At 73.4% G+C, this 26,632-nt stretch carries 21 protein-coding genes; 9 read left to right on the top strand and 12 right to left on the bottom strand.

What is annotated here, in order from left to right; all coding sequences use genetic code 11:
• Positions 1-14 precede the first annotated feature (14 nt).
• The 3 genes from ACZ4SF_RS28315 to ACZ4SF_RS28305 form a co-directional block, all read right to left on the bottom strand.
• The gene (locus ACZ4SF_RS28315) at positions 15-2,783 is read right to left on the bottom strand and encodes a dienelactone hydrolase family protein (RefSeq protein ID WP_468389435.1); all 2,769 of its coding nucleotides are present in this window, start codon (positions 2,781-2,783) and stop codon (positions 15-17) included.
• A 261-nt stretch (positions 2,784-3,044) separates the two neighbouring features.
• Entirely contained in the window at positions 3,045-3,461 is a 417-nt protein-coding gene (locus ACZ4SF_RS28310; protein WP_468389432.1) for a Zn-ribbon domain-containing OB-fold protein, read from the bottom strand.
• Positions 3,462-3,637: 176 nt separating this feature from the next.
• Positions 3,638-4,378, bottom strand: a complete 741-nt coding sequence (locus ACZ4SF_RS28305) for a TetR family transcriptional regulator (RefSeq protein WP_468389429.1) — start codon at positions 4,376-4,378, stop codon at positions 3,638-3,640.
• Between the two features lie 310 nt (positions 4,379-4,688).
• Here ACZ4SF_RS28305 and ACZ4SF_RS28300 point away from each other — a divergent pair, with 310 nt between their 5' ends.
• From ACZ4SF_RS28300 to ACZ4SF_RS28290, 3 genes are all read left to right on the top strand, one after another.
• Positions 4,689-5,537: an ATP-grasp domain-containing protein gene (locus tag ACZ4SF_RS28300; protein WP_468389427.1), complete on the top strand. Its 849-nt coding sequence runs from the start codon at positions 4,689-4,691 to the stop codon at positions 5,535-5,537.
• A 240-nt stretch (positions 5,538-5,777) separates the two neighbouring features.
• On the top strand, positions 5,778-6,536 hold the full coding sequence (locus tag ACZ4SF_RS28295) for a peptidoglycan-binding protein (RefSeq protein WP_468389424.1): 759 nt from the start codon (positions 5,778-5,780) through the stop codon (positions 6,534-6,536).
• A gap of 132 nt (positions 6,537-6,668) precedes the next feature.
• The gene (locus ACZ4SF_RS28290; RefSeq protein WP_468389508.1) at positions 6,669-7,142 is read left to right on the top strand and encodes a flavin reductase family protein; all 474 of its coding nucleotides are present in this window, start codon (positions 6,669-6,671) and stop codon (positions 7,140-7,142) included.
• A 152-nt stretch (positions 7,143-7,294) separates the two neighbouring features.
• On the opposite strand, the gene ACZ4SF_RS28285 is transcribed toward ACZ4SF_RS28290, so the two are convergent.
• The 5 genes from ACZ4SF_RS28285 to ACZ4SF_RS28265 form a co-directional block, all read right to left on the bottom strand.
• Positions 7,295-9,685 carry a SpoIIE family protein phosphatase gene (locus ACZ4SF_RS28285; protein ID WP_468389505.1) on the bottom strand — a complete coding sequence of 797 codons (2,391 nt, stop codon included), beginning with the start codon at positions 9,683-9,685 and terminating at the stop codon, positions 7,295-7,297.
• Between the two features lie 263 nt (positions 9,686-9,948).
• Positions 9,949-10,329 carry a hypothetical protein gene (locus tag ACZ4SF_RS28280; RefSeq protein WP_468389422.1) on the bottom strand — a complete coding sequence of 127 codons (381 nt, stop codon included), beginning with the start codon at positions 10,327-10,329 and terminating at the stop codon, positions 9,949-9,951.
• Positions 10,330-10,798: 469 nt separating this feature from the next.
• Positions 10,799-11,716, bottom strand: coding sequence for a MurR/RpiR family transcriptional regulator (locus ACZ4SF_RS28275; RefSeq protein ID WP_468389419.1), 918 nt, complete (start codon positions 11,714-11,716; stop codon positions 10,799-10,801).
• Positions 11,717-11,795: 79 nt separating this feature from the next.
• Positions 11,796-13,694 (bottom strand): phospholipid carrier-dependent glycosyltransferase, encoded by a 1,899-nt coding sequence (locus tag ACZ4SF_RS28270; RefSeq protein ID WP_468389416.1) that lies wholly within the window; start codon positions 13,692-13,694, stop codon positions 11,796-11,798.
• A gap of 327 nt (positions 13,695-14,021) precedes the next feature.
• Positions 14,022-14,684, bottom strand: coding sequence for a nucleoside/nucleotide kinase family protein (locus ACZ4SF_RS28265; protein ID WP_468389413.1), 663 nt, complete (start codon positions 14,682-14,684; stop codon positions 14,022-14,024).
• A gap of 85 nt (positions 14,685-14,769) precedes the next feature.
• On the opposite strand from ACZ4SF_RS28265, the gene ACZ4SF_RS28260 reads away from it, so the two are divergent.
• Together ACZ4SF_RS28260 and ACZ4SF_RS28255 are read left to right on the top strand one after the other, a co-directional pair.
• Entirely contained in the window at positions 14,770-15,507 is a 738-nt protein-coding gene (locus tag ACZ4SF_RS28260) for an HAD family hydrolase (RefSeq protein WP_468389411.1), read from the top strand.
• The gene (locus ACZ4SF_RS28255) at positions 15,504-17,858 is read left to right on the top strand and encodes a glycoside hydrolase family 65 protein (protein ID WP_468389409.1); all 2,355 of its coding nucleotides are present in this window, start codon (positions 15,504-15,506) and stop codon (positions 17,856-17,858) included. Before ACZ4SF_RS28260 ends, ACZ4SF_RS28255 begins: the two co-directional genes overlap by 4 nt.
• A 182-nt stretch (positions 17,859-18,040) precedes the next feature.
• Here ACZ4SF_RS28255 and ACZ4SF_RS28250 read toward each other — a convergent pair whose 3' ends face one another.
• Positions 18,041-18,424 (bottom strand): BlaI/MecI/CopY family transcriptional regulator, encoded by a 384-nt coding sequence (locus tag ACZ4SF_RS28250; RefSeq protein WP_468389407.1) that lies wholly within the window; start codon positions 18,422-18,424, stop codon positions 18,041-18,043.
• A 156-nt stretch (positions 18,425-18,580) separates the two neighbouring features.
• On the opposite strand from ACZ4SF_RS28250, the gene ACZ4SF_RS28245 reads away from it, so the two are divergent.
• Together ACZ4SF_RS28245 and ACZ4SF_RS28240 are read left to right on the top strand one after the other, a co-directional pair.
• Complete coding sequence (locus ACZ4SF_RS28245) at positions 18,581-20,053, top strand: hypothetical protein (RefSeq protein WP_468389405.1); 1,473 nt, start codon at positions 18,581-18,583, stop codon at positions 20,051-20,053.
• Between the two features lie 343 nt (positions 20,054-20,396).
• The gene (locus ACZ4SF_RS28240; protein WP_468389403.1) at positions 20,397-20,885 is read left to right on the top strand and encodes a DUF5709 domain-containing protein; all 489 of its coding nucleotides are present in this window, start codon (positions 20,397-20,399) and stop codon (positions 20,883-20,885) included.
• Positions 20,886-20,942: 57 nt separating this feature from the next.
• Here ACZ4SF_RS28240 and sthA read toward each other — a convergent pair whose 3' ends face one another.
• Entirely contained in the window at positions 20,943-22,331 is a 1,389-nt protein-coding gene (sthA, locus tag ACZ4SF_RS28235; protein ID WP_468389502.1) for a Si-specific NAD(P)(+) transhydrogenase, read from the bottom strand.
• Positions 22,332-22,483: 152 nt separating this feature from the next.
• Entirely contained in the window at positions 22,484-22,693 is a 210-nt protein-coding gene (locus ACZ4SF_RS28230) for a hypothetical protein (protein ID WP_201837676.1), read from the bottom strand.
• 272 nt (positions 22,694-22,965) lie between these two features.
• On the opposite strand from ACZ4SF_RS28230, the gene ACZ4SF_RS28225 reads away from it, so the two are divergent.
• On the top strand, positions 22,966-24,801 hold the full coding sequence (locus ACZ4SF_RS28225) for a glycoside hydrolase family 15 protein (protein ID WP_468389401.1): 1,836 nt from the start codon (positions 22,966-22,968) through the stop codon (positions 24,799-24,801).
• Between the two features lie 242 nt (positions 24,802-25,043).
• Complete coding sequence (locus tag ACZ4SF_RS28220; protein ID WP_468389399.1) at positions 25,044-25,280, top strand: hypothetical protein; 237 nt, start codon at positions 25,044-25,046, stop codon at positions 25,278-25,280.
• A gap of 12 nt (positions 25,281-25,292) precedes the next feature.
• Here ACZ4SF_RS28220 and ACZ4SF_RS28215 read toward each other — a convergent pair whose 3' ends face one another.
• Positions 25,293-26,612: a tetratricopeptide repeat protein gene (locus tag ACZ4SF_RS28215; RefSeq protein WP_468389397.1), complete on the bottom strand. Its 1,320-nt coding sequence runs from the start codon at positions 26,610-26,612 to the stop codon at positions 25,293-25,295.
• Positions 26,613-26,632: the final 20 nt, after the last annotated feature.

The following is a 26,632-nucleotide window of genomic DNA, read 5'->3' as shown; positions in this document are numbered from 1 at the left end:
CCGGCACCCGCGTCCTACGACGCGTTCAGCACCGACCCCGACAGCTCAAGGCCGCCGGACTGCGGCTTCCCGGTCTCCATGTCGACCTGCTGGAACCGCACCGACTCCGTCGACTCACGGACCCGGTCCTTCACCGTGGGCACGGTGATGTCGGCGCTGGTGCGGCCCGCCGGGACGTCCACCCACAGGTAGAGCCCCTCCACCTTGGACAGCGCACGCTCCGGGTCGGGCGACGCCCCGGTCATGTCCCGCAGCCAGCGCGCCGGAACATCCTTGGTGGACAGCTCCGGCGCGGTCGCCGCAGTGACCACGAACATCGCGCTCATGTCCACGTCCACCGCCTCGGACAGCGACAGCCGCCACTTCAGCGACTGCCCCTCGGTCACCCGGCCGGCGACGGGCTTGACGGTCATCTTCGGCGCCGGATCGTCGTCATGGACGGTGATACCGCCCCGGTGGGAGCCGACGACCGCACCACGGACCGCCTTGACCAGCACGTCGTACGACACGTCGGTGCCGTACCGCGTGTTGCCCTTCACCTCGATCGGGATGTCGATGTCCTGACCGCCCGGACGCACCGTCACCAGCCGGTCCTTGATCTTGCCGGTGACCGGGTCGACGACGTACACCCGCACCTGACCGCTGCCGCCCCGGCCGGTCACCTGGACCGGCACCCGGTAGGTACGCACGCCCGAGTCACCCTCGTCCACGGTCGTACGGCCGACGTCCACGCGCGGCAGCGCGTCCGTCCGCACCGCGGGCGTCCCGGGCTGCCAGCCCCACGCGTCCATCAGCCAGGCCCGCCCCGACGCCGAACGCGGCGTCAGCTCCAGCGACGCGACCGAACGCAGATCGAGCCCGGCGCGGCCGGCCGCGGTCAGCGGCACCCGGATCTCCTGCGCCCAGTACGAGGCGGTCCGCTCACTGCCGGGCAGCCCGTCCGCCTTGATCCTGCCGAGCTTCGCCTTGTGCCCGGCGGCATCGGTGAGAGAAACGTCCAGCTGCGTACCGCGCGAGTTCGGCGGCACGAACAGCCGCAGCGCCAGCGCCTTCGCACCGGACAGCGACACCGGCTGCTTCACGCTCACCCGTGCCGGGGCACCGGCCCGGGTCCAGTGCAGCGCGATCGCGTGCCGGCCGGCCTCCCGGTCGGTGTCCCACATCGCGAAGTGCGGCGAGGACCCCTTCGCGCCCTGGCTCAGACAGGCCTTGGCCGGCCGCGGGTCCACGGCGTTGCACAGCGTGCCGCCGGTCACCGACACCCCGCCGTCCGGCAGGAAACCTCCGCCGCGCCGGGCACCCACCGCGTGGCTCAGCACCCGCGCCGGGTCCGCCGACGGCGCCCGCTTCCCGGAACCGTCCAGCAGCGGCCGCACCCGGTCGTCCCCGCCGAGGAACAGCCGCGCGGCCGCGGCGATGTACGTGGAGCCGGCCCGGTGCTGCTGGTCCGCGGTCAGCCGGGTCGCGGCCCGCTTGGCACACACCGGGTCGTGGTGCTGCGGGTCGTCGGAGAAGTCGTCGTCGGCGGGCGCCGCGGCCTGGCCCGGCGTCCACTCCGAGTTGAAGAAGTTGTGGTTGGCGCCGATCACGTACACCGCGCTGTGCAGGGCGGTGCCGTTGCTCACCGCGCGCGTGCCGTCGACGTACACCTCGCCCTGCAGGTCGGAGACGTCACCGTCGCAGCCCGGCAGGATCGTCACCGACGGCACGTCGGGCACCGGGTTCTGCCCGAAGACCGTCGGGCCGATCAGCACCGTCCCGCGGATCTTCCAGCGCACCGGCCCGTGGTAGCCGTCCCGGTCGGCGGGCGGCGGGACGAGGCTGTCCAGCGCGGCCCGGTTGACGCCCTCGCCGCCCCGGGAGTGCCCGACCAGCAGTACCCGCGACAGGTCGGCGCGGGGTGCCTCACGGACCACCTTCGGTGCGGTCTCGGGGTGTTCGGCCCAGCCGGCCCACCGGGCCAGGTGCTGGCGCACCAGCGACGACCGCGCCTGGGCACCGCCGTCCTCCGCCGCGTGGTCCTGCCCGTTGATGCCGTTGGCCGAGATCGACACGGTCACATAGCCCTGCGAGGCGAGCAGCTTCTGGTCCCGCAGGTAACCGCGGTGACTCGGCACCGGCTTGGTGCCGCCCTTGCAGGGCCAGTCACCGGTGATGTCCTCGCGGCCCTTGTAACAGGTGTAGTGACGGCCGTGCAGGAACAGTGCGAGGGGGCGCTTGCCGGACGCGCCGACCGGCGCGACGACCACCGCACGCATCTCCACCGGCTCGGCGAAGCCCGGCAGCCGCACGGACTTCAGGCCGTACTCACCGGTCTTGGTGCGGTACGAACCGGGCTTGCCCGGGTCCACGCCGTTCGCGGGCAGCGGCGCCGGCAGGCGGGCCGCCGAGCCGGCGGCACCGGAGGCGTCCCGCACGTCCAACCGCCGCCCACCGGACCACACTTGCAGTCCGCCCAGCTCCTTCGCCTGCCGCCCGTCCAGCGACAGCCGGAAGGTGCGCCCGTCGGGCGCGGGCCGCGGCACACCCAACAGCCGCCCGCCCGCATGGAATTCCACCCGCGCGTCACCCATCGGCACCGGCCGGTCCGACCGCCACACCAGCTGAGGCGCCGAGCCCTCGCCCGCCAGCCGCCACCCCGGTGGCAGCGGACCGTCCTCCGACGCCGACAACACCCCCGCTTCTGAAGGTGGTTGAGACTGGGCGACTGCCGTCACCCCCGAGGATCCCGCCACCGCGAGCAACGCGGCAGCGGTGACCCATATGCGCCGGGCACGGACCACTGTTCCTCCTCGAACCCCGACCTCGGACGTCCCGGCCCTCCGGGCGCCCCTCGCTCCCGGAGGATGGAAAGCAGAGGCTGCGGGTTGCTTGTGAAGAGGAAGTGATGGATCACAACGCGCACGGCGGGTGCACCGACCGGCCGACGGTCCGCGCGCCGACGAGCCGGTACGCCCCCGTACCGGGGAGAGCGGCCCGCAGCCGGTGTGCGTTTCGTGCCACCGGTGTCGGGGTCAGCCGGCCGAGTGCACGGGCCGCGGCCGTCAGGTCCAGGCCCGGTACGGCTCGTCCAGCAGCTGGAAGACCGGCTCTCCGCGCACCGGATCCTTGGCGGTGGACAGCCGGACCCGGTCGCCGCTGTGGATCCCGATCGGCGGGCCCATGACCCGGCCCCGCACGACGAACCCCTCGGCCATCTCTATCAGTGACACGTTGCGCGCCGCGGGCGTGTTGCGGTGCACCACGGTGGAGTGGCGGACCGTACCGGTGCCCTCGCTGCACTCGGTGCGCAGCTCGCTGCCCTGGCACACCGGACACAGCAGCCGGTGGTACATCGCGGTGCCGCACCAGGTGCAGCGCTGGAAGACGATGGCGTCCTGGGAGTCCGCGGGGGCGGGATCGAGAACACCCGTCGCGGAACCGGCCGCCGGATGCGAGGCGATTGCTGAGTGGTGGTACACGCTGGTCAACTCCCTGCGCTCGGCCGGAATCCGCGTGCCGGCGCGGACCGTGCACGCGCATGCGCGGTCGTGGTGCCACCGCGCACGCCGACAGAGTATGGCACTCAGTGTCACTCGTAAAGGCACTCCGTACCCACAATTGTCGGCTGCCGTCCACCCGCCGGTCAGCCGGCGGATCAGGCACGGCCGAGCGCGGTCTCCAGTTCCTGCACCACCCGCCACAGCGGAGCGTCCCGGCGCGTGACCAGCACCACCACGTCATCGGGCTCCGCAGCCGGCCCGCCGACCGGCTCCTGGACGGCCCAGGTGTCCGCCGCCTGCCGCCCGAAAGTCCTCTGCACATGCCGGAGTGCCTGGTCCACCGCCGCGTCCGCGTCGCCCTCGCCGTCCGACCGCAGCCAGGAACGCAGGGCGTTGTTGTGCGCGGCGACCACCGCAGCCGCGATCACGTCGGCGCGCAGCGTCCCGTCCGGCCGTCCGGCGAACCGCCCGCGCAGGTACTCGGCGAGCGCACGCTCGTACCGCCACACCACCGACAGTTCGTAGGCGCGCAGACCCGGAACCTGTCGGGTGAGGCGGTAGCGCTGCACGGAGAAGGTCGGGTTCTCGGCATACATGCGCAGCACCAGCCGGGCCGCGTCGCACACCCGCCGCACCGGCTCGTGCTCCGGCCCGCCCGCCGCGAGAAAGGCGGTCATGTCGGCCAGGCAGCGCTCGTGGTCCGGGAAGACCACGTCCTCCTTGGAGGGGAAGTAGCGGAAGAACGACCGCCGGCCGACACCGGCCAGGGTCACGATGTCGTCGACCGTGGTCTGTTCGTACCCGCGTTCGAGGAAGAGCCGGAAGGCCGCCGCCACCAGGGCGTCCCGGATCGGCGGCTTCGCGGCCGGCGTCGCGCTGCTGGTGCTGGAGCTCATGGACGGGAACGTAGCACCGGAACGGGATTCGTGACACTCAGTGCAGCCTGAGAGGCCTCCTGGGGGAACTGAGTGCTTCTGGGTCGAGTCCGCCCGAAAACCGGAGCGATTCAATCGACCGGAACCGACCGATGCGATGGGGGCGGAGAGCGAGCGATTCGGAGCACCGTGCCCCGACCACTGTGCAAGCGGGCAACGTACGCCCCCGTCCCCGCCGCAGGGGATGGGTGGCCGAAAGGGCCCCCGCCCTGCGGCGTAACCTTTCTCCACCGCCGTCGCCGGCCCCCGCACCGCCCCGAGGAGATCCGCCATGCCCGCCGCCCGCCCCCGCCTGCTCTACGTCACCGACCTGGCGTACCAGGCCCGCGGGCGCCGCTACTGCGACGAGGACATCCACCTCACCTCCCGGCTGCGCACCCACTTCGACCTCGCCCTGTGCCACCCCCTGGACGCGGCGGCCCTGATGGACGGCTACGACGCCGTCGTCGTCCGCAACAGCGGGCCCGTCCTCGGCTACCAGCGGGAGTACGACGCCTTCCGCGCCCAGGCGCTCGCCGCCGGCACCCGGGTGTACAACCCGCTCACCGGCAAGGCGGACATGGCCGGAAAGCAGTACCTCCTCGACCTGAGCGCCGCCGGTTTCCCGGTCATCCCGACCGTCGACCGCCTTGCGGACCTGCACCGGCTGCCGCGCGCCGAGCGGTACGTGGTCAAGCCGAAGCTCGGCGCGGACTCCCTCGGCCTGCGGATCGTCACGGGGAGCCGGCTCGCCGAGGCCGCCGCCGGCGACGTGCTCATCCAGCCCTGCGTCGACTTCGTCCACGAAGTGTCCTTCTACTTCGTGGACGACGACTTCCAGTACGCCCTGTACGCCCCCGACCCCGAGCGCCGCTGGGAGCTTCGGCCCTACGCGGCCACCGCCGCCGACCTGGAGTTCGCCCGGCGCTTCATCGACTGGAACGACCTCGGCTACGGCATCCAGCGCGTCGACGCCTGCCGCGCACCCGACGGCAGCCTGCTGCTGGTCGAACTGGAGGACCTCAACCCCTACCTCTCCTTGGCCGCGCTGCCGGAGGAGGCCAAGGACGCCTTCGCCGGCGCGTTCACGGCGTCCCTGAGCCGGTTCGTGCGGGGAGCGCTCGGCCCAGCCCGACCGTGATCCGCCGGCCGGTGACCCGCCGGCCGGTGATCCGCCGGCCGGTCCCCGCCGTGCCCGCCAGATCGCCGAAGACCGGGGTGAGCCGGCACGCCTTCATCCGAACACTCCATACGTCTCACCGAGTTGAACAGTTCGCTCGTCCGGTGGGGTGGAGTGCGCCTGAACGGGGCCGCCGCGGGCGCCGTATGTCAGCACGGGGACCGCGAAAGCTCCCGTACCTCGGGACGGAAGGAGAGCCCGGTGCCGACACCGCCCGACCCCGAACTGCCGCCGCCCGGACCGGTCCCGGAACCCATCCGGGTCCTGCGGCCCCGCCGCTTCGACGCGCTCGCGGAGCTGATGCGGGAGATCCGCCCGGACCCGGTCACGTTCGAGCCCCTCGGCACGGCACCGAGCGCGCCCTGCGCTCCCGAGCGGACGGCCCATCCCGCCGAGGAGGACACCAGGCAACTCCCGCCCGTGCCTGCCGCCCGACCGCCCGGCACCCCCACACCCGGCACCCCCACACCCCGCGCCCGCACCGCCCCCACCGAGAGCGCCCCCGGCTCCGGACCCGGACTGCGCCGGGCCGCCGTCGCCGTGGCCGTCGCGGCAGCCGCCGTCCTCGGCTTCGGCGGCGCGCTGCTCCTGCCCGGCCGCCAGCAGGCCGCCGCCGATGCCCAGCCCGCCCCGCCGGCCACGACCGCACCATCCGCAACCCCCTCGGGCCCGCCGGCTCCCCCCGCATCGTCCGCGCCCGCCGCCGCCGACCCGGACGGCCCCGGCACCCTCCGTCCGGGCGACACCGGCCCCGAGGTCACCGACCTGCAGCAGCGGCTGCTGCGCATCCCGGACGTCTACCGCGACGGCTCCGCCAGCGGCACCTACGACGCCACGCTCACCGAGGCGGTGTCCCGCTTCCAGCTCTGGTACGGCATCAGCGGTGACGAGACGGGTGTCTACGGGAACGACACGCGCCGTGCGCTGGAGTCGCGGACCGGCTTCGGTGACGATTCATGAGCGGCACGCGGGGAACACCGCGCAGAGGGCGACGGACGGGAGCAGAACGGCATGGCGGACGGCAGTGGCGCGCAGGCCGAGGGCGGCCGGACGAACCCGAGCGGCACGGGGGATCCCGGCGGCCGGGCCGGCATGGACGGCTTCTTCGACCGGCTGGACCCCGACATGTGCGTGGTCACGGCCGTGGCGGGCGACGAGCGGTCCGGCTGTCTGGTCGGCTTCGCCTCCCAGTGCTCCATCCGGCCGCCCCGGTTCACCGTGTGGCTGTCCAAGGCCAACCACACCTACCGGGTCGCCCGGGCCGCCCAGTGCCTCGCCGTCCATCTGATCACCCGCGACCAGCGCCACCTCGCGGAACTCTTCGGCGGCGAAACGGGCGACGAGGTGGACAAGTTCGCCGGCCTCGCCTGGCGCGCGGAGCGCGGCGGGGCCGCGGTCCTGGAGGACTCGGCGGCCTGGTTCGTCGGCACCATCCTGCACCGCACCGACGGCGGCGACCACGTCGGCTTCGTGCTCGACCCCGTCCAGTGGGGCGAGGGACGCGCCGGCCCCCTGTTGCGGCTCTCCGACGCCCACACCATCGACGCCGGCCACCCCGCGGACTGACAGTGCCCCCCGGGGACCTCCCGTCGGAGCCGTCGAGGCGGCCGCGCCGTGGGCGGCGAGGGTGGCATGAGCGCCCGTGCGCGGGCCGGTCCGAGGCGGCCGGCTGGAGGGCGTCCGGGCGCACCCACGGCTCGCGAGCGCCCGCAGGGTTCTCAGCCGTCCGCTTCCTGCGCGGCGGCCGCGTCCTGCACCTCTTCCGCCGGCATCCGGATGTCGAGCACGCACACGTCGTCCCGCCGCTCGTCCGCCAGCATCTTCGCGAGCAGCGCGTCCAGCGAGCCGGACTCACCGCAGCCCTGGGTGCGCACCGTCTCGGCCAGCCGGGCGAAGCCCTCGTCGAGGCCCTCGCCGAGGCGCTCCACCAGGCCGTCGGTGTAGAGCAGCAGCCGGTCTCCCGGTTGCAGCTCCAGTTCCAGCGCCTCGTAGACGGGCGCGGCGGTCGCGCCGAGCAGCATGCCGCCGGGCCGGTCGAGGTAGCGCACCTCGCCCCGGCGCATCAGCAGCGGCGGCGGGTGCCCGGCCTGCGCCCAGGCCAGCACGTGCCGGTCCGGGTCGTAGCGGGCGAGGACCATGGTGGCCGTGGTCTGGCTGTCGCGGGAGTGCAGCAGCAGCTGGTTGAGCCGTGCGAGTGCCCCGGTGAGCGAGGAACCGGTGCTGACCATTCCCTTCGCGGTGAACCGGAGCTGGGCCATCGTGGCCACCGCGTCGAGACCGTGACCCGCCACGTCGCCGACCACGAACAGCGCCTCGTAGTCGGGCAGTTCGATCGCGCTGAACCAGTCGCCGCCGACGTGGATGCCGGACTGCGCGGGCAGATAGGCGACCTCGATGCGCAGCCCGGCCAGCCGCACCGGCTTGCTGGGCAGCGGCAGCAGTGCGTGCTGCAGCCGGGCCGCCAGGGCCCGCTCGGCCTGCAGGATGCCGCGCTGCAGCAGCATCGCGCGCTCGCTCTCCACCAGCGCGAGTTCCGCACTGCGCTGCGCGGTGAGGTCCTGCACGAAGCCGTGCACCTCGACCGGGGTGCCGTCGGGCGCCGAGACGGCCTCCGCGACCATCCGCAGATGACGCAGTTCCGCATCGGGCGTGCCGATGCGGAACGGCACGTCGAAGGGACGGCCGTGGGAGACGAGTTCGGCGATCGCGTGGGCCAGCGGCTCCGCGTCCTCCGGCAGTGCCAGGTCGGGCAGCTGCTCCAGCCGCACGCCTTCGCTGCCGGGGCGAAGGCCGAGCACGGTGTACGTCTGCGCGGCCCAGGAGATCTCCTGGGTGATCAGGTTCCAGTTGGCCCAGCCCAGGTTGCCGAGCCGCTGCACGTCGGACAGGCGCTGCTCCTGCCGGTCCGCCGGGTCGTGGCGCAGCCAGCTCACCACCAGGCCCTCGCCGAGCGCGGCGGCCCGCACCGAGTAGGTGACGGTCACGGTCACCTCGCCGACCACGTCCTGGTAGGCGAACGGCTCGCTCTCGAACGGCACCCCGCTCTCCAGCGCCCGCTGATAGCCCTGCCACAGCGGTTCGCCGGCGACCGACGGATAGCTCTCCAGAACGTGCTTGCCGACCATGTCCCGGCCGGTGCGGCCGAACACGTCGACGGCCTCGGGGGAGGCGGCGTCGATGCGGTAGTCCTCGATCTCGCCGGAGGCGGTGCGCAGCGGGGTCAGCAGGATCACCGCGCCCGGCAGTACGTCGAACACCGCTTGCACGGTCTGCGCGACGGCCGCGGCCGCGTCGTTCTGCGGGCCGTCGAAGGCTCGCAGCCGGCCCGCGCACAGCCGGGCCACGGCCCGCAGCAGCTCCCGCTCGCGCGGCTCGAACGGCCCGCCGCGCCGGCGCAGCACGCCGAACGCGACGCTCGCCGTCTCCCCGGCCGGCACCGGCAGCCAGGCCCGGCTGAGCCACCGCTCCGGAGGGTCCCCGATCAGCAGGTACCGCGTGCGGTCCGTGGGCAGGTCCTCCAGCCATCGCGGCTCCCCGGACTGCACGGCGTCCAGCGCGACCACACCGGTCACCGGCGGTACGTGACGCCACTGCGCGGCGAGCGTGGGGTCCACCCCGGCATGCCCGACCAGCCCGAGCCCGCCCTCGGGCAGCCGCTCGTACAGCATCACAGCGTCCGCGCCCACCTCGGGCCCCAGGTGGTCCAGCAGGCATCCGGCCAGCTCGTGCGGTGAACCGACCCGCACCAGGTCCCGGCCCACCTGACCCAGCACCTCGGCCAGGTCCACGGTGCCCGTGGGCGCCGTCGTCCAAGGGCCGGCGGCGGCGAGCGGCGCCGACACCGTGGCGCGGGGCTGCTCCTTGGGCGGCAGGGCGCCCAGGGTCAGCCAGCACTGTTCGAGCAGGGTCCGGTTGCCGTCCTTGGCGCGCTGCTGCAGCTCCTCGTGCGCGGCGTCCGGCGCGCAGCCGGTGACGGCCATGAGCACGCCCTTGGCCCGCTCCAGGACGGCCGAGGTCGCGGCCAGGTCCCGCAGCCGTTCCATCTCGGCGCGCTGCCGGGCCACGACCTTGGCCAGCGCCGCCAGATCGGCGCCGGTAGCGGGGTCCACCGGGGGCACGGGCTCGCTCGTCACGCGACGAGCATTGCACACCTTGGCCCGTTCGATCACTCGTCTGCCGGGTCCGGCTTCATCCGCGCTCCGTACCGGATGACCGGCACGAGCGGCGGTCCGTACGCAGGCCGGTACGACCGCCCGTGCGAGCGCTCGTACGACGGCCCGCACGGCAGCGCGTACGACGGTCCGTGCGTAGTGGAGTGAACGCCACCGCACCGGCTCCCTCCGACGGGACCTCGGCATGCGGCCGGGCGGGGTCAGCGGCCCGTGCCCCGGCCGGCCAGTGCTTCGCTGACCACGCGGACACTGCGCGCAATGTGCTGCAGCTGCATGACCTCGGCGGCGTACATCTTGATCGTGTGTTCGATGACCGACTCCGGCAGCCCGAGCACCGGCAGTTCGGTCCGTGCCGTCTGCAGGGCGGTCCGGGCGACCCGGATCTCCTGCTGCACCTGGATCTGCGCATGCCGCGCGAGCAGGACGGGATGCCGGATGAGCGCCGGGTAGCTGGCGTAGCGCGCCGGGATCAGCTCGCGCAGCCACTTGGCCGCCGAGCGCTCCCAGTCGTACGAGCCCGGCGTCTTGACCTGACAGGGCCAGTCAGGGCTGATACGCATGCTGGTCAGGGTCATGATCATCGCTTCCGGTGTGCGGCGTCGTGAGGGTGATCGACGGGTTCGGGGCGGCCCCGGCCTAGGGGATGGCCGGAGCCGCCACGGGCGCCTCGCGCGAGCGATGCGCCCCGGCACACTCCCGGCGCCGACGTGGGTAGGGGACGGCGGCGGGGAGTGTCCGTGCGGGTGCCCCGGGCGTCGGGGACCGGCGCTGCGTGGCGGCGTGCGTGCGCATGGTCGGTCCGTCGGCTTTCTCGGGGCGGCGGTGCGTGCGGTGAGTCGGTGGGTGCGGAGGGTGCCCGGAGTCGGCCGGGCGCGATCCGTGAGCAGTATTTATATATGCCGACCGGTTTGCAAGACGTATGAAAACATTCATGCGTGTTCTGTGGTGAATCGTCCCTGTCCGTGGCAGGGGAGACTGCAAGATCTTCACGATTGCCCGAAGGGGGCAGAAGGAATACCCGCCGGTAACAGTCCGCGGGAGAGGACCTGCTCAGTCCCTGAGGAAGAACTGGTGCTGATCGGACAACTGCTCGTACTTCTCCAGCCGGGCCTGGGTGCGCTCCGGATCGGCGTCGGTCATCGCCTGGAGCAGGGCGGCGGCCAGCACTCCGGCCGCCGCGTAGGAGTCGAAGACCAGCCGCGACCCGGTGCCGGTGGCGAAGGTGACGTCGGCCTCGTCGGCCAGCGGCCCCAGCGCCAGGTCGGTCACCAGCGCGACCTTCAGACCGGCACCGCGCGCCACCCGGATCGCCTGCAGCGTCTCCTGGGAGTGCCGGGGCATCGCGAAGGCCAGCACCCAGGTGCCGCCGGCCTCCCGGCACTGCATCAGCGCGTCGTAGGCCACGCTGCCGCCGAGGGTCACCAGCCGTACGTCCGGGTGGATGCGGCGGGCGGCGTAGCCGAAGTACTCGGCGAGCGACACCGAGATGCGCAGGCCCAGCACGGTCAGCGGGGTGGAGCGGGACAGCTCGCGGCCGACCTGGATCACCCGGTCGGGGTCGGCGAAGTCGCGACGCAGGTTCTCCAGGTTCTGGATCTCGGCGTCGACGGCCGCCTGCAGCTCGTTGGCCCGGTCCTCCTCGCCGGGCCCGCCGGCGAGGCTGCTCAGCGCGATCGACTGGAGCTTCTCGCGCAGCGCGGGATAGCCGCTGAACCCGACGGCGGCGGCGAACCGCGTGACGGACGGCTGGCTCACCCCGACCCGGTCCGCCAGCTCGGTGATCGACAGGAACGCGGCCTCGGTGATGTGCTCGATCAGGTACTGGGCGATGCGCCGCTGCCCCGGCGACAGACGGGGGCCGTCGAAGAGTTCCCGGAGCCGGGAGGTCGGGGCAGCCTCGGCCTCGGGCACGGTCTTGCCCGACGTGATCGCTGATGCCTGTGCGCGTGCCTGCTGCGGCGAGGGCACCGGTCGGCCTCCTTTGTCTGCCACGAGCATTCAACATAGCTCACCGACCGCCGTGACCAGGGGCTTGACGGAGCGGCGCTCACCTCCGGTAGATGCTGATCGAATGGCCCACTTCGCCGGCCGGCCGGCTGCTCGCGATCAGCCGGGCGAGCGTTCCGCGCGCTTTGGCGGCCGACGAGTCCGACACCACCAGCAGGCCGTGCACCCGCTCCGGCGGCACCTTGCGCGGATCGTCGGCGCGGATGCCGTAGTACGAAGGCACACCGCTGCCCTTGTACACGAGCCACACCCGTTCGCCCGGGTACTGCTGCCGGAGCCGGTCCGCGAGCCGGCCCAGGTCCTGCCCCCAGTCCACGTTGGCGTCGTGCAGCAGGCGGTGGGTGTGCGCCGGGCCGCCGAACGCCTCGTTGGCGTAGGGCAGGTAGTACGGGAACGTCCGCAGCGAACTCACCGCCGTCAACAGCACCAGCCCGGCGGCCGGCAGCCCGGCCCGGCGCAGGCGCAGGCGCGGTGTGAGCACACAGGCCGCCGCGACCGCGGAGAACATCGGCACGAACAGCGCGTACCGGGTGCCGAAGTCCCGCGCCCCGGTCATCGCCACCGCCAGCAGCACCAGGGGCGCCAGCAGCACATACGGCGCCGCGGGCCGCAGCCGCCGGACCGCGAGAACCGCGACGGTTCCGGCCGCCCCCAGCGCCAGCAGCCCGAGCGGCGTCTTCACCAGCAGGGCGGCCGGCAGGTAGTACCAGAGGGCCCCGGTGTACAGGTGCCCGAAGAGATAGCCCTGCCAGGGGTGTTCCTCCAGGGCGAACTGCGCCCGCATCCCGGCCCGGTACGCCGGGGGCACCGGCAGCAGCTCCACCAGCCGCCCGCGCAGCCCGTGCAGGGCAGGGACCGGCTCGGCGGGCAGGAACCGCAGCCGGGGGTCGACGGCCAGATACGCGGCCCATACGACGACGACCGCCGTGACCGCCACGACGAGCGCGCCCCCGAGCGCCACCGGCACCCGCCGCCGGCCGCCGAGCCACGCGAGAGCCGCCCGGTCCCACACCCCGGCCGCCTGGTTCCGCGCACCTGTCGCTCGGCCCCACATCCCGGCCGTCCGCTCCCGCGCACCGGCCGACCCGTTCCCCGGCGCGGCCGGCCGGCTCCCCGCGGCCCTCCGGTCCTGTGCCGCCGGCCCGGGCCGCCCTGTCGTCGTCACCGGCACCGCCGCCGACCCCGACCGCCCCGCCGTCACCACGGACAGCGCTGCCAGCCCCATCAGCACCGGCACCGCCGGCAGCGCGCTCATCTTGGTGGCCACGGCCGCCCCGAGCGCCGCCCCCGCCGCCGGAAGACACAGGGCGGGCCGGCGCCGGGCCCGCCACACCAGCCAGGCCGCCGTCAGAACGAACCCGGCCGCCGGGACGTCCAGCGTGGCCAGCGCACCGTGGGCGATCAGATCCGGCGAGAAGGTGTAGAGGGCGAGGGCCGCCAGCCCGCCGGTCGTGCCGGCCAGCTCCCGGGCGAACGCGAACGCGACCAGCCCGAAGAGCAGCGTCAGCACGATGACCGGCAGCCGGGCCCAGAACATCAGCCGCCACGGGTCGTTGCCCGACGCGTAGAGCAGATGCCGGCCCACCTGTCCCTGGTTGCCGCGGTACGAGGGGTCGTAGTGCGGGTTCGCCACCGCCACCCCGGCCGCGATCAGCAGCTTCCCCAGCGGCGGATGCTCGGGGTTGTAGCGCAGCCGGTGCTCGTGGAGGTAGTCGGTGGCCGTCGCGACGTACACCGGCTCGTCGACGGTGGGGGTCTGCTGGACGGCCGTGGTGACCATCGCCCCCGCCATCTGCCCGAGCAGCAGCACGACGAGGAGCGGCAACAGCCACCGCCGGTGCCCGCGCAGCCGGGCGCGCAGCCGGGCGGGGGCCGTCCGTACCGGCCCCGCGGCGGGAGCCTCGGGTGGGAGGACCAAGTGCTGTTCGCGCGCCATCATCCGCCTTGCGGTGGCGCCGGCCGGACGGTGGCGGGAGCGCTCGGGGGCTTGATCATGGCCCTACTGTCGCACCGTTCCCGCCACCGGAGACGTCACCGCTGCACGAGTCGTACCGGCAGACCCTCTGCCGTGTACACCGGTACGGCCCACAGCCGGTCGGAGTTCACCTCGACCCACGCGAACCGCCCGGCCGACCGGGGTACGACCAGGACCCGCCAGGGCGCCGCCCGCTGCCTGCGCCCACACCCCGCGCCCGCAACCTGCACCCACGCCTTGCTCCCGCGGCCGTGCGGCGTCGGGCGCAGTACGCCGCAGCGCGCCCGAGTGTCAGTCCTCGGCGAGCCGTGCGGCGGGCACCGCGGCGGCCGGTACCACCAGGTCCGCCCGTTCCCGTGTCGTCGCGACCAGGTCGGCGTTGCGCTGGTCCGTGCCCAGCACCCAGGCCACGGCCGCCGGATGGGCCTTGCCGAACTCCTCGTGCCGGGCGACCAGTCGGCGGATGCGCTCCTCCTCGGCGATCTCACAGAACCACACCTCGTCCAGGCACGGCCGCACCCGCCCCCATGAACCCTCGCGCACCAGCAGGTAGTTGCCCTCCGTCACCACCAGCCGGGCCTCGGGCGGCACCGGGACCGCGCCCGCGATCGGCTGCTCCAGCACCCGTTCGAAGCCCGGCGCGTACACCACCTCGTCGGTCTCCTCGCGCAGCCGCCGCAGCAGCGCCGCGTACCCGGCCGCGTCGAAGGTGTCCGGCGCGCCCTTGCGGTCCCGGCGGCCCAGCCGGTCCAGTTCGGCGTCGGCCAGATGGAACCCGTCCATGGGCACGTGGGCCGCCCAGGGCGGGCCGTCGCCGTTCAGTGCCCGGACCAGGTGTCCGGCCAGTGTCGTCTTGCCCGCACCGGGGCTGCCCGTGATGCCGAGCAGGGCACGCCGTCCGTCCCGGGTCAGGCCGCGGGCGCGGAGGAGAAGGTCGTCGAAGGTCAGCGGCACACCGTCGAGTTTGTCACCGGCCGTTCGCCGCCGGTGTGGTGTGCGCCACCCGCTCAAACGCTTCCGACGGGGAACATTCCCGGGTATGACTCAGCTCGGTCTGCCCGACACCATCCAGGCCTGTCTCTTCGACCTCGACGGGGTCGTCACCAGGACGGCCGTCGTGCACGCGGCGGCCTGGAAGGAGACGTTCGACGCGTTCCTGCAGGACTACGAGGGCGAACAGGGACGGCCCTTCGACGCCGCCGACTACGACGAGTACGTCGACGGGCGCCCGCGCGCCGACGGCGTCCGCGCCTTCCTCGACTCGCGCGGCATCCAGCTGCCCGAGGGCGCCCCCGGCGACCCGCCGGACACCCGCACCGTGCACGGCCTGGGCAACCGCAAGAACGAGCTGCTGCTGGAGAAGATCCGCACCGGCGGTGTCGAGGCCTACGAGGGAACCCTGCGCTATCTGGAGGCGGTCCGCGCCGAGGGACTGCGCACCGCGATCGTCTCCTCCAGTGCCAACTGCCGGGACGTGCTGCGCTCCGTCGGCGCCGAGCACTTCTTCGACGTACGCATCGACGGCGTGGTGGCCGTCGAACGGAACCTGCCGGGCAAGCCGCGCCCCGACACCTTCCTCGCCGCCGCCCGCGACCTCGGCGTCGAGGCGTCCCGGGCGGCCGTCTTCGAGGACGCGCTGGCCGGCATGGACGCCGGCCGCGCGGGCGGCTTCGGATACGTCGTCGGCGTCGACCGGGTGGGCCAGAGCGAGGCGTTGTACGCACACGGCGCCGACGTCGTCGTCCGGGACCTCGCCGAACTGGGAGGCAAGCAGTGATCACCGACCGGTCGTACGCCGTCGAACCGTGGACCGTCCGGGAGACCACCCTCGACCTCGGCGTCCTCGCCCAGAGCGAGTCCGTGTTCGCCCTGTCCAACGGGCACGTCGGCTGGCGCGGCAACCTGGACGAGGGCGAGCCCCACGGCCTGCCCGGCAGCTACCTCAACGGCGTCCACGAGGTGCACCCGCTGCCGTACGCGGAGGCCGGCTACGGCTACCCGGAGTCCGGGCAGACCGTCATCGACGTCACCAACGGCAAGATCCTGCGGCTGCTGGTCGACGACGAGCCGTTCGACCTGCGCTACGGCCGGCTCGTCGCCCACGAACGCGTCCTGGATCTGCGGCGCGGGGTGCTGGAGCGGACCTGCGAGTGGACCTCCCCGGCCGGTTCCACGGTCCGGGTACGTTCCACCCGGCTGGTGTCGCTGACCCAGCGGGCGGTGGCCGCGGTGGCGTACGAGGTGGAGGCCGTCGGCAGCCGCAGCCGGGTCGTGATCCAGTCCGAGCTGGTCGCCAACGAGAGCCTGCCCGAGCCCGACGGCGACCCGCGCGCGGCGAAGGCCCTGAAGTCTCCGCTGGAGCAGGAGGACGGCTTCGCCTCCGGCGACCGGCTGCGGCTGGTGCACCGCACCCGGCGCAGCGGCCTCCGGGTCGCCGTGGCCGCCGACCACGTCGTCACCGGCCCCGAGCGCACCACCAGCCGCAGCGAGAGCGGCATCGACGTGGCCCGGCTGACCGTCACCTCCGTCCTGGAGCCCGGACAGACCCTGCGGGTGGAGAAGTTCGTCGCCCACGGCTGGTCCGGCACCCGTTCGCTGCCCGCGATGGCCGACCAGGTCGACGCCGCGCTCGCCGCCGCCGCGCACGACGGCTGGCAGGGTCTGCTCGACGACCAGCGGGCCTGCCTGGACGACTTCTGGGCCCGCGCCGACGTCGAGGTGGAGGGCGACGAGGAGATCCAGCAGGCGGCCCGGTTCGCCCTCTTCCACGTCCTGCAGGCCGGAGCCCGCGCCGAGCAGCGCGCGATCCCGGCCAAGGGACTGACCGGCTCCGGCTATGACGGGCACGCGTTCTGGGACACCGAGATGTTCGTGCTGCCCGTGCTCACCCACACCGCGCCCCAGTCCGTCGCCGAGGCGCTGCGCTGGCGGCACAGCACCCTGGACGAGGCCCGCGAACGCGCCGCCCAGCTGGGACTCGCCGGGGCCGCGTTCCCCTGGCGCACCATCGCCGGCCCCGAGGGCTCCGCCTACTGGCCGGCCGGTACCGCCGCCTTCCACGTCAACGCCGGCATAGCCGACGCCGTCGTCCGGTACGTCGGGGCCACCGGCGACACCGCCTTCGAGCGGGAGACCGGAGTGGAGCTGCTGGTGGAGACCGCCCGGCTGTGGCGCTCGCTGGGCCACCACGACAGCCACGGCGTCTTCCATCTCGACGGCGTCACCGGCCCCGACGAGTACAGCGCGGTCGCCGACGACAACACGTACACCAACCTCATGGCCCGCCAGAACCTGCTCGCCGCGGCCGACGCCGTGGAACGCCACCCGCGCGAGGCGCGGCTGCTCGGCGTGGACGAGGAGGAGAGCGCGGCCTGGCGGGACGCCGCCGACGCCATGCACATCCCCTACAACGCCGAACTCGGCGTCCACGAGCAGCACGCGGGGTTCACCCGCTACCAGCGCTGGGACTTCGCCGGCACCGGCCCGGACCGGTACCCGCTGCTCCTCCACTTCCCCTACTTCGACCTCTACCGCAAACAGGTCGTCAAACAGGCCGACCTGGTGCTGGCGATGTACACGTGCGGCGACTGGTTCGAACGGGAGCACGACGAGGAGCAGATCGCCCGGAACTTCGCCTACTACGAGCCGCTCACCGTGCGCGACTCCTCCCTGTCCGCCTGCTGCCAGGCGGTGATCGCCGCCCGGACCGGCCACTTGGACCTCGCCTACGCCTACACGGCCGAGGCCGCGCTGATGGACCTCCAGGACCTGGAGCACAACACCCGCGACGGGCTCCACATCGCCTCGCTCGCCGGTACCTGGATGGCGCTGGTGGCCGGCTTCGGCGGCATGCGCCGCGACGGAGACCGGCTCCGCTTCGCGCCCCGCCTGCCCGAGCGGCTGCGCCGCCTCGCCTTCCACGTCCAGTTCCGCGGGCGCCGGCTGCGCGTGGACATCGGCGCGGACAAGGTGACGTACGCACTCCTCGACGGCGAGCCGCTGACACTGCGTCACCACGGGGAACCGGTGACGGTCGCCACGGACGAGCCGGCGGTCCGGTCCGTACCACCCCTCGTACGACGGCCGACACCGGAACAGCCGGTGCACCGGGCGCCGAACGGGGGCTGAACCGGATTTCGCCGTGAGGGTGGCTCGGCGTCGCCGGGCGCGGGTCCGTGGCCGCTCCTCGCCCGGTTCCCCGCGCCCCTCGGGCCTGCCGCTGTGGATCTGCCCGAGGGGCGCGGTAAACCGCGCGATCAGCCACGGACGGCGCGCACCCGGGGCACGGCCCGCACCCTGCCGCGCGAACCTCACCCGTCCCCGTCGGCCAGCAACTTCCGCAGCACCCGCTCCTCCTCGGTGCTCAGCCCTGTCACGAAGTGCTGCAGCGCGGCGATCGGGTCCGGGCCCCGGTTCAGTGCCGCGTGCATCGCCTCGGCGGTCAGCTGGGCCGCGTCCTTGGCCGGCCGGTACGCGCCGCGGCGCCCGTCGGCGTCGCGCAGCACCAGGCCCTTGTCGTAGAGCCGCTTGAGGATCGTGTGCACCGTGTTGTACGCGAGTCCGCCGCTTATCCCGGACTGGATCTCCGCCGGGGTCAGCGGCCGTTCGGTGGCCCAGAGCGCGGCCAGCACCTCGGCCTCCAGCGCCCCGGCGCTGCGCCGCTCCACCCTGCCGCGGGACCCTGTGCCAGCCATGCCCCAACCTTACAGCGCGTAGGGCCGTCGGCCGGATGGCCGTACCGTCCTGAATAGGCATGCACTTATGGACGATTTGTGGGTATTTTTCCGAGTCCAGGTCCTGCCTCCGCTCCGGGGAGGGGACACGGCCAGAGGTCGGGAAGAGCGGTGATGATGGCCGGCAGCAAGTACGCCCCGCGGGCCGGCCTCCGGCGCGCCGTCTCCGCCTCCGCCGGCCGCACGCCGGCCCGCGCCACCGCGCCTCTCGCGGCCGTCGCCGCCGCCTTCACCCTCGCCCAACTCCTTCTCGTCGGCCCGCGGATGGGCCTCGGCTGGGACGAGACGGTCTACGTCAGCCAGGTCAGCGCGCAGGCCCCGGCTGCCTTCTTCAGCGCGCCGCGCGCCCGGGGCGTCTCCCTGCTCGTCGCGCCCGTCGCCGCATGGTCGTCCTCGACCGCCCTGCTGCGGATCCACCTCGCCGTCCTGTCCGGGCTCGCCCTGTACGTGGCGCTGCGCGCCTGGCGGGGCCTGTTTCCGGTCCGCGTCCTCGCGCTCGCCGGCGCCCTCTTCGCCTCCCTGTGGGTGACCCTCTTCTACGGTCCGCAGGCCATGCCCAACTACTGGGTCGCCGTGGGCGCCCTCACCGCCGTCGGCTGCTTCCTGCGCTCCGGCGCCGGCCGCGCCCCGCTCGCGGGACTCGCGGCGAGCGCCGCGGTGATGGCGTGGATGCGGCCCGTGGACGCGGTGTGGGCGGCTCTGCCGCTGCTCGCCGTCGGCCTGGTGCGCCGCCGCCCGCGGGCGCTGCTCGCCCTGCTCGCCGGGCTCGCCGTGGGCGCCGCCGAATGGGTCGTCGAGGCGTTCGTGGACTACGGCGGCCTGGCACGCCGGCTGTCCGTCGGCTCGGCCATCCAGGGCGGTCTCGGCTGGCACCTCGCCGTCGACGACCAGCTGCGCAGCCTGGCCGGGCGGACCCTGTGCCGGCCCTGCACCGGCGATCCGGCCCACCCCGTCGTCGCCGCCTGGTGGTTCGCGCTGCCGCTGCTCGCCGCCCTCGGGCTGGCCGTGGCGGTCCGCGCCCGGCGCACGGAGGCCACGGCGCTGCCGCTCGCCTGCGCGGTGACGGCCGCCTTCCCCTACCTGTTCCTGATCGGCTACGCGGCGCCCCGCTTCCTGCTGCCCGCCTACGCCCTGCTCGCCGTCCCGGTCGCCGGTGGCCTCGTGCACGTGATGACGGCCGCACGTCCGTCCCGGCGCCCGGCCGCCGTCGCGCTGGTCTGCGCCGCCCTCGCCGCCCACCTGGCCGTGCAGCTGGCCGTGCTCGCGCACACGGTCCACGGCACCACGACCGCCCACCGGGCCTGGTCCCGCACCGCGGCCGGGCTGCACCGTCTCGGCGTGCGCCCGCCGTGCCTGCTCACCGGTCACGAGGCCGTCCCGGTCGCCTTCTACACCGGCTGCTCCTCGGCCGCCACGACGGGTCCCAACGCCAACACCACCGAGGACGGCATCACCCGGACCGCCCGGCGGATCCCGGTCGCCACCCTGGTGCGGGAGGGGTCCGTGCCGCCCGGATACGCCCGCGGCTGGGAGCCCGCCCGGATCGGTGGCGCACGGCTGTACTACGTCGTGCCGGGCGCCGGTCCGTGACCCCGGCCGCCCGGCCGCTCCCGCGGGCGGCTTTCCCTGCCCATGGGGAATGTCTGCCGCGGGCTTGACTGCACATGCATTGCAGCTGCCCAGGAAAGGCACAAGGCTGTGGGGCGCGGCACCACCGGGGGAACACCTCCCTCGACGGCCGTCCCTGACTCCGCTCCGTCCCCTCCCCGCCCGGGCCGGAAACCAGCCCCCGCCCGGGCACCGCGTCCGTGGCTCCCGGACGCGGACGGAGCGGAGCAGGGCCGGCTCGGACCCGCCCAGGAGCCGGCGGGGTTAATGATCCGCCTGCGGGAAACGCGGACCGGGACCGCCCGCGTACCCGTAGGAGGCGACCATGAGCGACCAGCAGTCCGAGCAGACCCCCATGGCGGACGACGTCTACCAGCCCACCGGCACCAACGAGGAGCAGGAGGACGCAGGGCCCCTGGACCTGCAGGACGCGGTCGACGAGCGCAGCTACGACGACATGCTGGACGAGGGCTACTCCCCGCCCGAACGCCCCCTCGGTGTCACCAGGCACGGCACCACCGCCGCCGAGCAGCATGAGGGCGAGACTCTGGACGAACGGCTCGGCCAGGAGGTCCCGGACGTGACCGCACCGGCTGGCGACGAGGTGGGCGACCTTCCCGGCGGCGAGGGCGAGCCGGTCGACCCCGAGGCCGGCGCCTCCCGGGCCGGCCGCCTGGTCGCTCCGGACGAGGGCGCCCACACCGACACGACCAAGGAGGAGGTCGCCGCGGACGTGGGCGTGGACGGGGGAGCGGCGGCCGCGGAGGAGGCGGCGGTGCACGTGGTGGAGGAGCCCGGTCGAGGGGCGCCGTAGGGGAGATCCCCGCGCCCCTCGGGGGCCTGGCCCGCGGCCTGCCCCCGAGGCCCCGGTTCAGTCCCCCATGTGATCGATCTGGCGCAGTCTGTTCGTCGCGTCGAGCGCCGCCACCTTGTACGACTCGGCCAGCGTCGGATAGTTGAACACCGCGTTGACCAGATAGTCCACCGTGCCGCCGCACCCCATCACGGACTGCCCGATGTGGATCAGCTCGGTCGCGCCCGAGCCGAAGCAGTGCACCCCGAGCAGCGTGCGGTCCGCCGGTGACACCAGCAGCTTCAGCATGCCGTGCGAGTCGCCGATGATCTGGCCCCGGGCCAGTTCCCGGTACCGGGCCACGCCCACCTCGAACGGCACCCGGTCCTCGGTGAGCTGGTCCTCGGTGCGGCCGACGAAGCTGATCTCCGGGATGGTGTAGATGCCGATCGGCTGGAGCTGGTGCATGCGGCCGGCCGGCTCCCCGCAGGCGTGGTAGGCGGCGGCCCGCCCCTGCTCCATCGAGGTCGCCGCGAGCGCCGGGAAGCCGATGACGTCACCGACGGCGTAGATGTGCGGAACCTCGGTGCGGTAGTCCTCGTCCACCGTGATCCGGCCGCGCGCGTCCGCCGCGAGACCGGCCCGGTCCAGGTCGAGGTCGTCGGTGAGGCCCTGCCGGCCCGCCGAGTACATCACCGTCTCCGCGGGGATCTTCTTACCGCTCTCCAGAACCGTGAGCGTGCCCCGGGGATGGCGTTCGACGGCGGCGACGGTCTCCCCGAACCGGAAGGTGACGGCGAGGTCCCGCAGGTGGTACTTGAGGGACTCCACGACCTCGACGTCGCACAGGTCCAGCATGCCGGGCCGCTTCTCGACCACGGTCACCTTGCTGCCCAGTGCGGCGAACATGGAGGCGTACTCCATCCCGATCACACCCGCGCCGACGATGACCATGGAGCGCGGCACCCGCTCCAGCGTGAGCACGTTGTCGGAGTCCAAGATGGTGCGCCCGTCGAACTCGACGCTGTCCGGGCGGGCCGGCCGGGTGCCGGTGGCGATGACGATGTGCTCGGCGCCGATCAGCCGCTCCCGGCCGGGGATCTCGGACACCGCGACGGTGTGCGGGCCGGTGAAACGGGCCGTGCCGGAGTACACGGTCACCTGGTTGCGGGCGAGCTGGCTGCGGACGACGTCCACCTCGCGGCCGACCACGTGCCGGGTGCGCGCCGTCAGGTCGGCGACGGTGATGTCCTCCTTCAGCCGGTAGCTCTGCCCGTACAGATCGCGCTGGGTGAGACCCGTCAGGTAGAGCACGGCCTCGCGCAGGGTCTTGGAGGGGATGGTGCCGGTGTGCAGGGAGACCCCGCCGAGCATGTCGGGGCGGTCGACGACGGCGACCCGGCGGCCCAGTTTGGCCGCGGCGATGGCTGCCTTCTGGCCGCCGGGTCCGGATCCGATGACGAGCATGTCGAAGTCGAAGTCGGGCACCCCGGGAGTCTGACAGCCGCCGGGCTCTCCGCGGAAGGGACGGCAGCCGTCGAAATGACACCGGCCGGGCGTTTGCACGCCCGGCCGGCTTCCCCGTTCGTCTCCCGCGTATCGCAGTTCCCCGGACCGCCCTAGGGCAGCAGCTTCTCGATGGCTGCCGGGCCCTCGGACTCCAGCTTGCGCCGCGCCCAGTCGAGGGTCTTCGGTGTGACGTCCCTGCCCGCCGCCATCACCAGGTCCTCCGGGGTGACGTCCCTCGCGGGAGCGGAGTGGAGCAGGGCGTCCGGGGTGCAGACGTCGTCGGACGACGACCGGGACTCTTCGGGTGTGGATGTCGACATGATGCCTCCTCCTCGGTCCGGATGACCGCATCCGTGCCGGTGCCTCCGAACGGGGCACACTCTCACCATTGCCCTCCTCGGCGCAGCCTGCATCCGGAGGCGCCTCGGAGGCGGTGAGGAGCGCCTTCCCACGCCACCGGAATCCACTCGCTCCTAGGCTGGAAAACACCCCGCACACTGGAAAACGCCCCGCAAGCGGAGAAAGGTCACATAAGCGGATAAAGTCGCAGAAAGCGGGAAGAACAGCCGCACAGCTCACCGGGAGACCGCCGATGGCCACGACGCCGTTCGCCGAGGACGCCCCCAGCCCCCGATACCTGCCCATCGCCGAGCACGGGCTCATCGGGGACCTGCGCAGTGTCGCCCTGGTCGGCACCAACGGCACGATCGACTGGTACTGCTGCCCGTCCTTCGACTCGCCCAGCGTCTTCGCGGCGATCCTCGACGCCGAGCGCGGCGGACGTTTCGAGCTGGCCGCCGCCGTACGGGCGCGCACCAAGCAGTTCTACTTCCCCGACACCAACGTGCTGATCACCCGCTTCTTCACGGAGGACGGGGTCGGCGAGGTGCAGGACTTCATGCCCGTCTGCTGCGACCAGTCGCGCGAGGTGAGCCGGCACCGGCTGATCCGGCGCGTGGTGTGCGTGCGCGGCACCGTGCCGTTCCACGCCCTGATCGCCCCGCGCTTCAACTACGCCGCCGACCCGCACACCCTGCGCCCCGTGGACGGCATGCTCGTCTTCGAGTCCCCCGAGCGCTCCCTCGCGCTCACCTCGACCGTCGTCATGGAGAACGACGGCCGTGACGCGCGCGCCGACTTCAAACTCAGCGAGGGCGAGACGGCGGTGTTCGCCCTCGACCAGCTCGGCGCAGAGGTCATCCCCCGCGGCTGCGCCCGTACCGAGGCGGAACGAGAGTTCAACGCCACCGTCAGCTACTGGCGCAAGTGGCTCCACCAGTCCCGCTACCGCGGCCGCTGGCGCGAGATGGTGCACCGCTCGGCCCTCACCCTGAAGCTGCTCACGTACGCCCCCACCGGTGCCATCGTCGCAGCGCCCACCACCAGCCTGCCCGAGCAGATGGGTGGCGAGCGCAACTGGGACTACCGCTACGTGTGGGTCCGCGACGCCGCCTTCGCCGTCTACGCGCTGCTCCGGCTCGGCTTCAGCGGCGAGGCCGCCGCCTTCATGAGGTTCCTGACCACCCACCTCGGCCCCGACGACGGCGCCTCCTCCGGCCCGCTGCAGATCATGTACGGCATCGACGGCCGCGCCGACCTGCCGGAACGCGAGCTGCCGCACCTGGAGGGCCACCACGGCTCGGCCCCGGTCCGGGTCGGCAACGCCGCCGCCGACCAGCTCCAGCTCGACATCTACGGCGCCCTGATCGACTCCGTCTACCTCTACGACAAGTGGGCCGAGCCCATCTCCAGCGGGCAGTGGGACGATCTGTGCCAGCTGGTCGACTGGGTGTGCGACAACTGGGACCAGCCCGACGAGGGCGTCTGGGAGACCCGCGGCGGCCGCAAGAACTTCCTGTACTCGCGGCTGATGTGCTGGGTCGCGATCGAGCGTGCCATCCGCCTCGCCAACCACCGCGGGCTGCCCGCCGACCACCGGCGCTGGCGCCAGGCCCGGGACACCATCTACCGGCGGATCATGGACCGCGGCTGGTCGGAGCGCCGGGGCGCCTTCGTGCAGTACGAGGGCGCCGACGTCCTCGACGCCTCGGTGCTGATGATGCCGCTCGCCAAGTTCATCGCCCCCACCGACCCCAAGTGGCTCTCCACCCTGGACGCCCTCACCGATGACCTGGTCTCCGACTCCCTCGTCTACCGGTACGACCCGCAGGCCAGCCCCGACGGCCTGCGCGGCGACGAAGGCACCTTCTCCATCTGCTCGTTCTGGTACGTGGAGGCCCTCGTCCGGGCCGGCCGTCTCGACGAAGCCCGGCTGGCGTTCGAGAAGATGCTCACCTACGCCAACCATCTCGGCCTGTACGCAGAGGAGATCGGCCGCACCGGCGAGCAACAGGGCAACTTCCCGCAGGCGTTCACCCATCTGTCCCTGATCAGCGCCGCCTTCAACCTGGACCGCGCCCTCGGCTGAGACGGCCCGCACGTCCCGGCCCGCTCCTGTACGGCTCGAAGGACGGCCTCGGCGCCGAACGGACCGACTCCCTCACCGCCGCGAAGCCGGCCGCCGGCGGCCGCTTCGGCCTCGCCCTGCGGCGGCACCGTCCACGCGGTCGGGTTCGGCGCGGTGATCGGCGAGTAGGGGCAGATGGCTCGGGTACCCGGGGTCTCCGGAAGCTGAATCGGCACAGGGTCGACAGAAGGAGGAGACCCCGGATGACCAGCACCAGCGAAACCGGCGACGTCACCGGCACCCGCGACAAGGACTACAACCTGATCTGGTACGTCGAGGCGTGCCTGAGCAACGCCCTGCGCCTGGAGCAGTACATCCAGGACGCCGAGCGGGACAAGGACAGCGAGGTCGTGGACCTGTTCCGCAAGGCCCAGGCCGACAGCCGCAAGGGCGCCGAGCTGGGCAAGCAGCTGCTGCGCTCGCGGCTGAACGGCGGCTGACCGCCGCTCGGGTCAGGCGAACCGGGAGCTCGGGACGGGCCCGGCGGACCGCACCCGCGCCCGGTCGCCGCGCAGCCACGTGTCCCTGACGGCCGTGGCGAACGCGGTGAACCCGGCGTCGGGGTCCGCCGGGCCCTCGCCGTCCCCGGGGTCCGGCGCCGGGTCGGCGCCCACGATCCCGGCGGCGATCTCCGCCGCCGGACGGTCGTCCGCCGGGCCCCGCTCGACGCCGCCGTCCGCGCCCTGGCCCAGGGTCTCGCCCCACGGCGGTATCACCGACTGGTGCAGCAGGCCCACGCTGTCCGGGGTGATCGCGGGCGGGTCCGTCCAGCAGCTCGCGTGCGCGTGCAGCACCTGGCCGGGGGCGCGTTCGAAGAGCTGACCGATGAGGTCGGGGCCGCCGTCGTGCGCCGCGAGCCCGTCGAGGTCGTAGGCGACGACCACGGTGTCCGTGCGGTCCGGCTCGAACGGCTCGGCGGGCAGGCCGAGCACCTCCGCCGCGGCCAGGCCCAGGATCCGCGAGTCCCGGTCGGGCAGCAGCGACACCGAGCGCGGCCGCACCTCCGCCGCCTCCAGCAGGGCCCGCAACCGCAGCAGGCCGCGCAGACAACGGTCCGGATCGTCCTGCAGCCACGCCCAGCGTCCGTTCATGCCCGCCGTGAACCCGTACGGGGACAGCGTGCCGAGAACGGCACCACTGATCACGTACTGCCAGCCCCGCAGATCCGTCAGCTCCAGCGAGCCCGCTCGCTCCGCGCCGGCCGCCCGCTCCAGCACGAGGTTCTGCCGGTCCCGGGCCCCCTGCCACATGGAGTCCTCGGGGTCGGGCAGCAGGGCGTGCTGGCGCCGGGCCAGGTCCAGATCGCCCGCCATCACGGCGTTGAACACCAGCAGGTAGCGGTCCGGCCAGTTCGTGAACGACGCCTCGCGCCGGGCGAGTTCGGTGACCGCCTCGCCGTGCCGGCCCTCACGCTCGTACGCGGACACCAGCTCCCGCAGCACGGTGAGCGAGTCCTCGGCACGGCGCAGCGCCCCGCGCAGAGCGGGGATCGCCAGGTACGGCACGCCGCGTTCGACGCACGCGTACCCGAAGTCGTAAAGAACCTGGGCCTGTCCGGGGTCGGCGGACAGGGCCGCCGCGGCCTTGGCGAGGTCGTCGAACCCCGCGGAGTTCGCGGCCCGGTGGACCACGAGGGCGACCTCACCGAGCGGCTGCTCCTCGCCCGCCGCCCGCAGCTGCCGCAGCGCACCGGGGACGTCCCCGGAATCCAGCGCCTCCCAGGCCTGGCGGAGTTCGGGGGAGCTGGGGCGGCGGTTCCTGCGCGAGAACATGGCGGAGATCATCACCCATC

The sequence above is a fragment of the Streptomyces sp. NPDC027663 genome (assembly GCF_055566415.1).
Note: the sequence above shows the minus strand (reverse complement) of the source record. Positions and strands in the feature narration are given on the sequence as shown.